This window comes from Amycolatopsis sp. NPDC104587, assembly GCF_055583645.1.
Genome location: NZ_JBVJNO010000019.1, coordinates 65,230 through 77,090 on the forward strand (window position 1 = coordinate 65,230; position 11,861 = coordinate 77,090).

11 protein-coding genes are annotated in these 11,861 nt (G+C 72.9%); 5 read left to right on the forward strand and 6 right to left on the reverse strand.

Translation table 11 applies throughout. The features are described 5' to 3' along the window. A complete protein-coding gene (locus tag ACZ61C_RS41970; protein ID WP_465313526.1) occupies positions 1-1,872 on the forward strand; it encodes a helix-turn-helix domain-containing protein in 1,872 nt (623 codons plus the stop codon). Here the strand turns inward: ACZ61C_RS41970 and ACZ61C_RS41975 are convergent. Next, positions 1,869-3,017, reverse strand: a complete 1,149-nt coding sequence (locus tag ACZ61C_RS41975) for an MFS transporter (protein WP_465313527.1) — start codon at positions 3,015-3,017, stop codon at positions 1,869-1,871. The two genes, ACZ61C_RS41970 and ACZ61C_RS41975, sit on opposite strands and share 4 nt — an antisense overlap. Positions 3,018-3,047: 30 nt before the next feature. Between ACZ61C_RS41975 and ACZ61C_RS41980 the strand changes: the two genes are divergently transcribed. After that, positions 3,048-4,118 carry a LacI family DNA-binding transcriptional regulator gene (locus ACZ61C_RS41980; protein WP_465313528.1) on the forward strand — a complete coding sequence of 357 codons (1,071 nt, stop codon included), beginning with the start codon at positions 3,048-3,050 and terminating at the stop codon, positions 4,116-4,118. On the opposite strand, the gene ACZ61C_RS41985 is transcribed toward ACZ61C_RS41980, so the two are convergent. Continuing rightward, positions 4,080-5,282, reverse strand: coding sequence for an extracellular catalytic domain type 1 short-chain-length polyhydroxyalkanoate depolymerase (locus ACZ61C_RS41985; protein WP_465313529.1), 1,203 nt, complete (start codon positions 5,280-5,282; stop codon positions 4,080-4,082). The two genes, ACZ61C_RS41980 and ACZ61C_RS41985, sit on opposite strands and share 39 nt — an antisense overlap. A 191-nt stretch (positions 5,283-5,473) precedes the next feature. Here ACZ61C_RS41985 and ACZ61C_RS41990 point away from each other — a divergent pair, with 191 nt between their 5' ends. The 3 genes from ACZ61C_RS41990 (at position 5,474) to ACZ61C_RS42000 (ending at position 7,847) form a co-directional block, all read left to right on the forward strand. Then, the gene (locus ACZ61C_RS41990; protein WP_465313659.1) at positions 5,474-6,802 is read left to right on the forward strand and encodes a 3-hydroxybutyrate oligomer hydrolase family protein; all 1,329 of its coding nucleotides are present in this window, start codon (positions 5,474-5,476) and stop codon (positions 6,800-6,802) included. A 340-nt stretch (positions 6,803-7,142) separates the two neighbouring features. Then, positions 7,143-7,547 carry a hypothetical protein gene (locus ACZ61C_RS41995; RefSeq protein ID WP_465313530.1) on the forward strand — a complete coding sequence of 135 codons (405 nt, stop codon included), beginning with the start codon at positions 7,143-7,145 and terminating at the stop codon, positions 7,545-7,547. A gap of 30 nt (positions 7,548-7,577) precedes the next feature. Beyond that, a complete protein-coding gene (locus tag ACZ61C_RS42000) occupies positions 7,578-7,847 on the forward strand; it encodes a hypothetical protein (protein ID WP_465313531.1) in 270 nt (89 codons plus the stop codon). A gap of 3 nt (positions 7,848-7,850) precedes the next feature. Here ACZ61C_RS42000 and ACZ61C_RS42005 read toward each other — a convergent pair whose 3' ends face one another. From ACZ61C_RS42005 to ACZ61C_RS42020, 4 genes are all read right to left on the reverse strand, one after another. Further along, positions 7,851-9,194 (reverse strand): DUF4474 domain-containing protein, encoded by a 1,344-nt coding sequence (locus tag ACZ61C_RS42005; RefSeq protein ID WP_465313532.1) that lies wholly within the window; start codon positions 9,192-9,194, stop codon positions 7,851-7,853. Then, positions 9,191-9,499: a hypothetical protein gene (locus ACZ61C_RS42010; RefSeq protein ID WP_465313533.1), complete on the reverse strand. Its 309-nt coding sequence runs from the start codon at positions 9,497-9,499 to the stop codon at positions 9,191-9,193. Before ACZ61C_RS42010 ends, ACZ61C_RS42005 begins: the two co-directional genes overlap by 4 nt. A 137-nt stretch (positions 9,500-9,636) precedes the next feature. Continuing rightward, on the reverse strand, positions 9,637-10,617 hold the full coding sequence (locus ACZ61C_RS42015) for a TolB family protein (RefSeq protein WP_465313534.1): 981 nt from the start codon (positions 10,615-10,617) through the stop codon (positions 9,637-9,639). Continuing rightward, entirely contained in the window at positions 10,614-11,861 is a 1,248-nt protein-coding gene (locus ACZ61C_RS42020; protein WP_465313535.1) for an MFS transporter, read from the reverse strand. The genes ACZ61C_RS42015 and ACZ61C_RS42020 overlap by 4 nt, the downstream gene beginning before the upstream one ends.

Sequence of the window (11,861 nt, forward strand, 5' to 3'; positions counted from 1 at the left end):
ATGACCGCCGTGACCGCACCCAGCGACGCGTTGCGCCGGCTGCTCGACCTGCTCGCCTCCGGGGCGAGCACCGAGCAGCTGGCGCACGTCGTCGTGGCCGCCCGGGCCGGGGGCGCGCTCGGCCCGGCCGACTTGGCCGCGCTGGCCAGCGCCGGTGAGCTGGCCCTGCGGATCCGCGAGACGCTCGCCGAACACCGGCGGCGTGAAGCCCAGCTGGGCGCGCTGTTCGACACCGCGAGCGAGCTCGCCGCACTGTCCGATCCGGACACCGTGCTGCGCTCGATCGTGCGGCGGGCGCGGGCGCTGCTGGGCGTCGACGTCTCCTACCTGTCGCTGAACAACGAGGCCGAGAACAAGACCTACGTGCGGGTCAGCGACGGGTCGGTGTCGGCGGAGTTCCAGCAGATCGTGCTCGGCATGGGGGAGGGCCTCGGCGGGCTGGTCGCGCAGACCGCGCGGCCGTACTCGACGTCGGACTACTTCACCGACGACCGCTTCAAGCACACCCGGCACATCGACTCCGGCGTCAAGGACGAAGGCCTGACCGCGATCCTCGGGGTGCCGCTGGCGATCGGGCCGAAGGTGCTCGGGGTGCTTTTCGCGTCCGACCGCTCGGCGCGGGAGTTCAGCGCGGACGAGGTGGCGCTGCTGTCGTCGCTGGCCGACCACGCCGCGATCGCCTTGGACAGCGCCAACCTCCTGGACCAGACACGCCGGGCCGTCGCCGAGCTCAACGAGGCCAACGCGACGATCCGCGCGCAGAACGAGGCGATGGAACGCGCCGAGGACGCCCACGACCGGCTCACCGACCTCGTGCTGCGCGGCGGGGACCTGCCGGACGTCGCGGCGGCGGTCGCGGGGGTGCTGCACGGCGACCTCACGGTGTACGACCCGGACGGCACGCTGCTGGCGAGCTCCGGCGCCACGGCCCGGCTCGACCCGGACGCGCTCGCCGCGGCCCGCGCCAGTGGCCGCGCGGTGTCCACGAAGGACACCTGGGTGTGTTCGGTGCAGGCCGGTCCCGAACTGCTCGGCAGCCTGGTGCTGGCCGGCCGCGCCGGGCTCAGCGATCCCGACCGGCGGCTGTTCGAACGCGCCGGCGTCGTGACGGCGTTGCTGCTGATGCTCCGGCGGTCGGTGGTGCGCGCCGAGGACGAGGTCCGCGGCGAGCTGCTGACCGACCTGCTCACCGCGCCGGAGCGCAACCCCCGCGCGCTGCTGGCCCGTGGCCGCCGGCTGGGTATCGACCTGTCCGCGCCGCACGCGGTGCTCGTCGCGCACGCCGACGGCGGTTCACGGCGACGCGTGGCGAGCGCGGCCGCCCGGCACGCGACGCTGGTCGGCGTGCACGCGGAGGAGGTCGTGCTGCTCGGCGCGGGCGACCCGGACGAGCTGGCCCGCCGCGTCGCGGCCGAGCTCGGCTCGGTGACCGGCCGTGCGGTCACGGTGGGCGCGGCCGGTCCGGCGAGCGGGCCGTCGGCGATCGCGGACGCCCACGCCGAAGCGGCCCGCTGCGTCCGGGCGCTGCTTGCGCTCGGCCGCACCGGCGAGGGCGCGGCGATGGCGGGGCTGGGGTTCCTCGGCCAGCTGCTGGGCGCGCACGCGGACCTCGGCGCGTTCGTCCGGCAGACGCTCGGCCCGGTCCTGGACTACGACGAGCGGCGCGGCACCGAGCTGGTGGCGACGCTGCGCGCGTACTTCGCGAGTGGTGCGCAGCTGGCGCGCACGAAGGACGTCCTGCACGTCCACGTGAACACCGTGGTGCAGCGGCTGGAACGGGTGGCGTCGCTGCTGGGGGAGGACTGGCAGGCGCCGGACCGGGCCCTGGAGATCCAGCTGGCGCTGCGGCTGCACCGCCTGCGCGACGCCTAGGCCCGGAACGCCTTCGACCGGCGCACCACGAGGGACGCACCCAGGCCGCACAGCACCGCGATCCCCACCGCGGCCGGCAACGCGCCGTGGTCGAGGCTGAACCCGCCGAGCGCGGCGCCGAGCGCGATGCCGATCTGGAACGCCACGATGTAAACGGCCGACGCGAGGTCCGGCTGGCTCTTCGCCACGCGCAGCACCGCGGCCTGCAGCACCACGCCGATTCCCGCGGCCGGCGCCGCCCAGAGCACCACCGCGCCTCCGGCGAGCACGCCCGGACCGGCGACGAGCAGCGTGAGCAGGCAGGCGGCCAGGCCGCCGGTGGTCACCAGCGCGGTGGCCCGCGGCCGTCCGTCGACGTGGCGGCCGATCAGGACCAGGCCGGCCAGCCCCACCAGCCCGTGGCCGAACAGCAGCGCCGACGTCGCCGCGCCGGTCAGGTGGACGTAGTCCGCGATGATCGCCGTGATGTAGGTGAACGCCGCGAAGTGGCCGGTCACCACGACCACGGTCGCGAGGTTCACCGGCCACAGCGACCGGTCGGCGACCACACGCCGGATCGAACCGCGCTCCGGCGACTCCGGCGGGGTCGGCCCGACCGTGAGGCGGATGCCCAGGGCCGCCAGCGCCGCGACCCCCGCGACGACGAGGACCGCGAGCCGCCAGCCGAGCGTCGTGCCGAGCCAGGAGCTGAGCGGGAGCCCGAAGAGGAAGGCCAGGGAGTTCCCGGCGAAGACCACCGCCGTCGCCCGGCCGCCCTGCCCGGGCCCGAGCAGCCGCGCCGCCATCGCCGCGACGACCGACCAGAACACGCCGTGGCCCAGCGCCGCGACGAGCCGCGCGGCCACCGCGACGCCGTAGTCCGGCGCGACGGCCAGCAGCAGGTTCGAGCCCACGACCAGCAGGATCGTGACGAGCGCGGTCGTCCGGCGGTCGCGGTGGGCCGTCCACGCGACCAGCGGCACCACCGAGACCGCGACGACCACGGCGTACCCGGTCATGAGCAGGCCGACGGCCGACTCCGGGACGCCCAGGCCGGCGGCGAGCTGCGGCAGCAGCGCCACGGGCAGGTTTTCCGAGGTCACGGACGCGAAGCAGGCGAGGCTCAACGCCCCGAGCGCGACTCCGGTGCGAGGCACGACCAGCATTGTTTAACGATACACAGCTAAGGTGGGGTCATGTCCAGCCCCGCGCGCGTCACGATGGCCGACGTCGCGCGCCACTGCGGCGTCTCGGCGATGACCGTGTCGTACTGCTACAACCAGCCGGACCGGGTCGCCCCGGAGACGCTGCGCCGTGTCCGCGAGGCCGCCGCCGAGCTCGGGTACCGCGGGCCGGACCCGACCGCGCGGTCGTTGCGCCGCCGCCACAACGGCGCGATCGGCGTCGTGCTCGGCGAACACCTCGCGTACGCGTTCGAGGACCCGCAGGCCCGCCGGTTCCTCGCCGGTGTCGCCGAGGTCTGCCGCGAGCGGGGCAGCGGGCTGAACCTCATCCCGACCACCGGGGCGGCCGACGACGTCGAGCGGGTGCGGTCGGCGTCGGTCGACGGGTACATCGTCTGGACGACCGTCGACACCGATCCTGTGCTCGCCGTGGTGACCGGGCTGGGCAAGCCCGTCGCGATTCAGGGCGGCCCCGCCGTGGCCGGGGCCCGGGTGGTCACCATCGGCAACCGCGCGTCCGCCCGCGAGCTGGCCGCCCGCACCTTCCCCGGCGCGCGGCGGCCCGCCGTGCTCGCCTTCCCCTTCGACCGCGACCGCCGGCCGCGGCTCGAAACCGGCCCGGACCCCGACGAAGTCGAGTTTCCCGTTACGCGCGAACGCCTTCTCGGCGTCTACGACCACTGCCGGGACGCCGGGCGCGATCCCGGCCGGCTGCCGGTCGCGGTGGTCGCCCGCAACGACCGCGAAGAAGCCACGGCGATGGCCGACGCGCTCTTCGACACGTGCGAAGCGGACGCCGTCGTCGCCATGAGCGACCAGCTCGCCTTCGCCGTCCTCGACGCCGCGCGCCGACGGGACCTGCGAGTGCCCGAAGACGTCGCGGTCGCCGGGTGGGACGACGATCCGGACGCGGCCCGGGCCGGGCTCACCACCATCACCCAGTCGCTGTTCGACCAGGGCCGGGACTGCGCGCTGATCGCGCTCGGCGAGCGAGTCCCGGCCCGGCCGGCCGAGTGGACCGTGACGGTCCGCGAGAGCACCGCGTCAGCACTGCCCGTCGGCGATGACCCAGTAACCCGTTGACGTCTCCCGCAGCGCGTGAATCGTGAAGGTGTTCCACAGTCCCATGGCCTGGTTGGAGCCGTTGGCGTAGACCTGCCCGCCGCTCTGGTGCGCGCGCCCGGCCTGGGTGTGGGCGTAGTTGCTGGCGTTCACGCAGGCGCCCGACGGCGGCGGGGTGGTGGTCGTCGTGGTGGTCGGCGGCGGCGGGGTGGTCGTCGACCCCGATCCCTTGTCCAGCCCGAAGAACACGCCGGTGTAGTAGCTGGAGCAGATCCCGGCGAGGAAGTACGCGCCGGTGCTGCCGCACTGCGTCGCGCCGCTGCCGGGGTCGACCGCGGTGCCGTGGCCCATGCCGGCGATCGAGTACAGCTGCACCTGGTCGCCGTAGGTCGTCAACGTGGTGCTGCCGGGCAGGTTCTGCGTGCTCGTCGGGGTCTGCGATAGGCCGTGCACCGCGGTCCACTGGTCCCGCAGCTCGGTGCCGTTGACCGGGTAGACGGTGTAGTCGCCGGTGCCCTGCCAGATCGCGACCCGCGGGTACGGCCCGCCGTAGCCGGGGTACTGCGCCTTGGCCTTCGACGCCCACTGCGCCGGGGTCAGGTTCTGGTTGTTCTGCTGGCAGCTCGTCGCCTGCGTGATGCTCGTGGCGCACTGCGCGGGGATGCCCGCCATGACCCCGCCGCCGGCGAAGACGTCCGGGTAGGCCGCGAGCAGGTCCGCGGTCATCGCGCCGCCGGCCGAGAGCCCGGTGACGAACACGCGCGAGGTGTCCGCACCGTGGTCGGCCACCGCCTTGTCCACCATGGACTTGACCGACGCCGCCTCGCCGTTGCCACGGGTGTCGTCGGCGGTGCCGAACCAGTTGAAGCACTTCAGCGAGTTGTTCGCGGTCGACTGCTGGGGGAACACGACCTCGAACCGCCAGCGGTCGGCCAGCTCAGGCCAGCCGGAATGGGCGTAGTAGTCGGCCGCGCTCTGCGTGCAGCCGTGCAGGGCGACGACCACCGGGCGGCCGGTTTCGAGGCCGGCGGGGGTGTAGGTGTACATCGCGAGCGCACCCGGGTTGGCGCCGAAGTTCGCGACCTGGACCAGGGACGACGGCGGCGGATCGGCGCTGGCCACCCCGACGGTGGTGAGCACGGCGGCGGTGATCGCGGCGAGTCCGGCGAAGACGAGCTTGCGCATGAGGACGTCCTTCTCGTCGTTGAGAGGGTTTCCAGCGACGTTAGGTCGTCCCGCGCGGTCCGGACCATGTGGCCGGCCACCACATCGCGGCGGGCATTCATGGTGGCGGCCGGGATGGTTCCCGGGCCGGGCACACGCTTGGGTTCTGTCCCATCAGACCCCGGAGGTGGACCGTGCGGAGTTGGCTGGCTGTGGTTCTGGCGGGAGCGCTCGCGACGGCGGTGCCCGCATCGGTGTCGGCGGCGCCCGGGCATTGCCGGGTCGCTGTGCCCGGCGCGGAAAAGTCCGTCGCCGTCTGCCTGGACGACCTCACGACGACCGGCACGCTCGCGTCCGGGCACACCGTCGAGGCCGATTGGGCGGGGCTCACCTCGGCGGGCCTGCCGGAGCCGGGGCGGGTTTCCGGCGTCCAGGTCGACGGGTACTTCCCGGACACGTCGACGTCGAACACGAACAACGGCTGGAACCACGACGCCCAGTTCGTGCTGCGCCTGCCGGACCGGTGGAACGGCGGCCTGGTGGTCGCCGGCTCGCCCGGCGTGCGGCGGCAGTACGCGAACGACCGCGCGATCGGCGACCAGGCGCTGGCCGAGGGGTACGCGTTCGCGGCGACCGACAAGGGCAACACCGGCGCGACGTTCTTCACCGACGGCGTCCGGCCCGGCGACGCGCTGGCGGAGTGGAACACGCGCGTCACGCAGCTGACGCTGGCCGCCCGCGGCGCGGTGGCCCGGCACTACGGGCGGCCGCCGGCGCGGACGCTGGCGGCGGGGCTGTCCAACGGCGGGTACCTCGTGCGGTGGCAGCTGGAGAACCGGCCGTGGCTCTACGACGGCGGCGTCGACTGGGAGGGGACGCTGTGGCGGGCCGACGGCCCGAACCTGTTCACGTTCCTGCCGCCGGCGCTGCGGGCTTACCCGGCTTACGCGGCCGGGTCCGAGGCGGCGCACAAATCCATTTTGGACGCCGGGTTCGCGCCCGGGTCGGAGTTCCTGTGGGACTACCACTACCGCGTCTACTGGGACCTGACCCAGCGGATCTACCGCGAGGAGGTCGATCCGTCGTTCGACGGCTCGCTGGCGGCGGGAAATCCCTTCTGCGCCAGCGGAACTCCGACTTGTGACGCGGACTACGACTATGCGTCCCGGCCGTCGTCAGTGGCGCGGGCGGTGGAGCGGATCTCGCTGACCGGGCGGATCGGCAAGCCGCTGCTGACCCTGCACGGCACGCTCGACACGCTGCTGCCGATCACGCGGGACTCCGACGTCTACGACCGGATGATCAGCGCGTCGGGACGCGGTTCTCTGCATCGGTACTACCGAGTGGTCGACGGGAACCACGTGGACGGCTTGGTGGACCAGTACCCGGATCGGCTGCGGCCGCTGGGCCCGTGCTTCCGCACGGCGTTCGACGCCTTGGCGGGCTGGCTGCGCGGCGTGCGGCCGCCGGCGTCCGGGACCATCGCCCGGCCTGCCGGAGCGACCCCGGCCGAGCTGGCCCGCAGCTGCTCGCTGGGCTGAGGCGGTCACCCGTCTTCGGTCTAACGTCCGACACGGGCGCGGCCCCGGGGAGGCACTCGAGCGCGTCGTGCAAAGAAAAGTGAACCGGACGCCGCCGGTGGCCGTACTACCTGGTGAGGGGCTCGTTCAGGCTACCCCAAAACGGGCTCTGACCAGCGGCTTCGCCCCCGGACGGGGCACCTCGTTCGGCCGCTTGCGGGAGCGTTGACCGTCGTTCATGATGGCTCCGGGGTCCGCGAAACATTCGTTCACGTCGAATACCCAGGTGTCGGCCATGCTTCGGAAGAACCGCAAGTCCGGAAGTGAACGCCATGCTGCTACCCGTCGCCGGGGCCACGTGATGTCCGTGGACCTGCCCGGTCTCGCCATCGTCGCCGGTCTGCTGCTCCCCGCGCTCGCCGCCGCGGCCTGGGCGGTGACGCTCGAACGCCGCCGGCCTCGCCGCGCGCCGGCCGTGCCGGACCCGGAGCCGGACTGGACGGTGGCCGGCATCCAGGCGCGCCTGCGGTACGAGCAGGCGTCCCGGCAGCTGGCCGAGGCGGGCACGATCGCGTTGCCGACCCTGCCGATCCCGGAGCAGCCGGGCCGCGACGCGTCCCCGGACCAGCTGCCGTGGCGGCTGCCCCGGACCGTCCCGCCGCCGCGGCCGTCCACCGGCCGGGTGCTGGTGCCGCGGCTGGCGTTCGCGGTCCCGGACACCGAGCTGTTGCACCGCATCCTCGACGGTCTTCGCAAAATGGACTGAAACCCGGCCCGCTCCGCCTAGGCTGGGGGCATGACCGACTCGAGGCGGGGTTCCGGCGAAACGCCGGAGGAGCTGGCAAGCACGTTGCGGGACCAGGCCAGGAGCGCCGCCACCACGGCGTTGCGCACGGGACTGGAAGACATCGAAGACCGGCACGGCCAGCACGTCGCCGACGAGGTCGCCGCCCTGGTCGACGTCGACGCGGTGTTCGCGGGCCTGGACGATCCCCGGAAGCCGGCCCGCCGCGTCGAGGAGGACGACGACGGGCCGTACGAGTTCAAGCCGATGACCGGTCTGTAGCGGTCACTTCCGCCAGTCGTAGCTCAGCGTGGGCGGGTGGTCGGACCCTCTAGTGATCGTGAGGTGCTCCTCGGGGTGCGCGGCGGCGAACCGGGTCATCTCGGTGTACATCCGGTCGCGCAGCTCGGGGTCGCGCAGCTCGATCGTGGCGCTCTGGGCCAGCTCGCCACGCTCCATGCCGGACTCGGTGCGGATCGCCAGGTTCCAGAAGTGCTTCTTGTCGGTGCCGTCCGCGCCCTGGCCGTCGTTGGTGAAGTAGACCTCGCCGGTTCCCTTGTTGTAGATCGTCTGGGTCACCTTCATCTGGTCATCGCCCTGAGCGGCGTTGAAGAACCCGGAACCGTAGTCGGAGTTCATGAACCCGTTGCCGTTCGGCGAATCACTGGTGTAGATCCCGACCTCGCCGCCGAACCCGGCGCCGTTCCCGTAGGTGCCCTTCCACAGTTCCACCCGGTAGGTCTTCCCGGTCTTGGGGTCGGTGAACTGCATGTTGTCACCGTCCGGCGGGCTGGTGCGGTCGAGATCAGCGCCGATGCCCTTCTCCAGCTTGTCGTAGAGGTCGCCCCAGCCGAGGTAGCTCTGCACCGAATGCTCGCCGGTGGTGTAGAAGTCGCCTTCCTCGTTGTACCGGAAGCCGAAGTAGTCGTAGATCTTCTGCGCGACCTCGGGGTTCTGCATGATCTTGTCCCAGTCCTGCTCCTTCAGCGCCTTCCACAGTTCCGGGTACTTCTTCAGCAGCGCGAGGAGGCCGGGTACCTCACGGGCCAGGATCACCCCGATTTCGCCGATGTTCCGCTTTTCGGAGCCCGCGAGCTCCCACACCTGGCCCGTCCTGAACCGCAGCTTCTGGCCCTCGATGAGCAGGATCGCGTCGTAGGTGGTCGTCACCCGCTCCAGGTCGGCCAGCAGGACCAGTGCCTGGGCCTTGACGGCCTTGTCCTGCGCCCAGGCGACCGCGAGGTCGACCTGGCGGATCCCGAAGCCGTGCCAGCCGTGGTCGAGCTTCTTCTGGAGGCCCTGGGCGTCCGCGCGCTTGTTCCGGGCGTCCTGCTGGGCCTTCGCCAGCGCGTCGCGGATCCTTTCGAACGACTTGGCCGACTCCTCGAGGTCGTGGGCCTGGTCGTCGCGGTTCTGCTTGAACGCGTCCAGGGACTTGAGCGCCGCTTCGCCGGCCCCGCCCTGCCAGGCCTCGCTCAGCTGGACGCGCACGCTCTCCAGCAGGGCCTTGGTGTCGGCGAGGGTTTCCTTGGTGGCCCGGCAGGCCCGGGCGCGGTCGTCCAGCTCGGTGGTGCTGCCCTTCTCGACCTGGTCGGCGAGCGCGTAGATCTTGTCGAACACCGCCGTCACCGGTCGATCCTCTCGAAGCTGCTGTCCAGCGCCTTCAGGAACGCGTCCCGGGCCCCGGAATCGGTGCCGTGGTAGGCCTTCGCGGCCGCCTCGATGCTTTCGACCAGGTAGCCGACCTGCTGCTGCGCGGCGTCCAGGTCGTCCTTGCGCGTCGCCAGCCAGACGTCGTAGTCCCCGGCGAAACCGCCGGCGCGGGCGGTGTTCCCGACGTTCGGCGACCCGCCGATGGAAAGCGTCGGCGGCGTCCCCGCACCGAGCTTGGCCGCCGCGGCCTTGATGTCCGCGACGTCGACCTCGAAACCCACCGGAACTCCTCCCCGCCGGCCGAGTGACAGGCCCCGTCGGCAATGTAACAGTTTGCCGCAGGTGGGACGCCCGGGTTCCGTTTTCGGTTCCCCGGTCAGTGGCCAAAACCGGACACGTCCGGGTGAGGCCGAGGCGCTCAGGAACCGAGGGCCGCGGGAGACTCCGCCTCGGGGACCAGCAGCCGGGCCGCGCCCGAGCCGTCGGACGGAACCGCCCAGACGTCCGCGTGGCCGGGCGCCCGGGGGACGCCGTACCCGATCGTGTGATCGTCGAGCCAGGCCGGCTGGTCGTCGACACTGCGGGTCTCGGCCAGCGGGGTCACCTTCGACGTCGCCAGGTCCAGCACCGACAGCCGCCAGCCCTTCGCCGGGTCACCGTCCACTGCGGACTTGAACGCCACCCGCGTCCCGTCCGGGGACAGCGACGGGCACTCGACGTTCTCGCGCAGCGTGCGGACCGTGTGCGCGGTGAAGTCGCCGGCGACGAGGTAGCGGCGCCCGGCCGTCGACATCGTCGCGTAGAAGTGGCGGTCGTCGCGGGTGAACGTGACACCCCAGAAGTTGACGTCGGCCGCCTGGTACGGCTGCCCGTCGAGCGTGACCGCGTAGTCCTCCAGCGTGCCCGCGAGGTCGCCGGTCGCCGTGTCGAGGATGCCGGCGCGGGTGGAGAACATCCCGCCGTTGTAGGAGTCGCCGGTGACGAACACCGTCCACGCGAGCATCCGGCCGCTCGCCGACACCCGCGCCCGGTTCGGCAGCCCGACCAGCGGGATCTCGCGCTTCGAGGCGAGGCCGGCGTCGAGCACCACCAGCTGGTAGGTGGTGAGGTCGCCGTCCGGGCGCAGGCAGAGCCCGGTGCCGCCGGCGGCGTACACCCGGTTGCACGACAGCGGTGACACCGTCCGCGCGCCGCCGGGGTCGGCCGCGGCCACCGTGGCGACGTGCCCGCGGTCGGCGTCGGCCGTGCTGCGGAACAGCAGCCGCGGGCCGGGGGAGAGGCTCACCACGCCGGTCGCCGTGACGTCGTGGCTGCGCGCGCTCGCGAAGCCGACGTACGCAACCGCGGCGCCGGCCAGCACGAGCACACCGGCAACGGCGATCAGGATCCGGGTCTTCACGCAGCCTTCCTCGGGGAGAGCACCACGAACGTCACGCCGATCGCGACCACCGCCGCGCCGGCCGCGACGGCGATCGCGGGCTCCGCGCCCCAGAACTGCCACGCCAGTCCGAAAAGGACGGACGAGGCGAAGTAGGCCAGCGCCTGCGCCGTCTGCACCAGCGAAAGACCCGTGGTGCGCAACGACTCCGGCAGCAGCGGCCCGGCCAGCGCCATCAGGACGCCGTCGGTCGCGGCGTAGAACGCGCCGTACAACGCCAGCGAGAGCGCGAACAGCGGCCAGCCGGACACCGGGCCGGCCAGCAGCAGGTAGACGAGCGCCAGCGCGCCGTAGCCGCCGAGCACCACCGGCAGCCGCCCGACCCGGTCGGCCAGCGCGCCCAGCGGCGCGGCGAGCAGCAGGTAGGCGAGGTTGGTCCCGACCGCGAGCAGCGGGAACCAGCCGGTGGCGATGTCTTCCTTGTGCTGCAGCAGCAGGTAGACGAACCCGTCGCCGACGGTGGCCAGCCCGAGCACGGCCGCCGCGACCAGCAGCCGCCGCACCCCGCTCCCGCGCAATAGAGCCGCCGCGGCCCGGGGCGAGACCGGGGTGGCGGGCCGCGGGGTCCGGCGGTCACGCACGAACAGCACCAGCAGCAGCACGCCGATCGCGGCGACGCAGAAGCTGACGACGAACACCGCGTCGAACGCCTCGGGGTCGGTGGCGCCGACCGCGGCGAGCACGGCCAGCGCGACGAGCGGACCGGCGAACGCGCCGGCGCTGTCCATCGCGCGGTGCACGCCGAACGCGCGCCCGAGCAGCGGTTCGGGGGTCGACAGCGTGATCAGCGCGTCACGGGGCGCGGTCCGCAGGCCCTTGCCGGCGCGGTCGAGCGTGATCACCGCGCCGATCGCGCCCGCCGACGCCCCGGCCGCGAGCAGCCCGAGCTTCGCCACCGCGGACAGCGCGTAACCGGTGCCGGCCACGACCTTGCGCCGCCGGACCCGGTCCGCGACGTACCCGCCGGCGACCCGCAGCAACGCCGTCGCGCCGGTGTAGAGACCGTCGACCAGGCCGTACGCCGCGGGGCTCAGATGCAGCCCGAGCACGAGGTAGACGGGCAGGATCGCCGTGACCATCTCCGAAGAGACGTCGGTGACCATGCTGACGGCGCCGAGCGCGAAGACGTTCGCGCCGATCGCCGAGAGCTTGCGCGGGGACGCTGCCCCGGCGTGCTCCCGGCGACCGATGGTGGAGAGGTACAC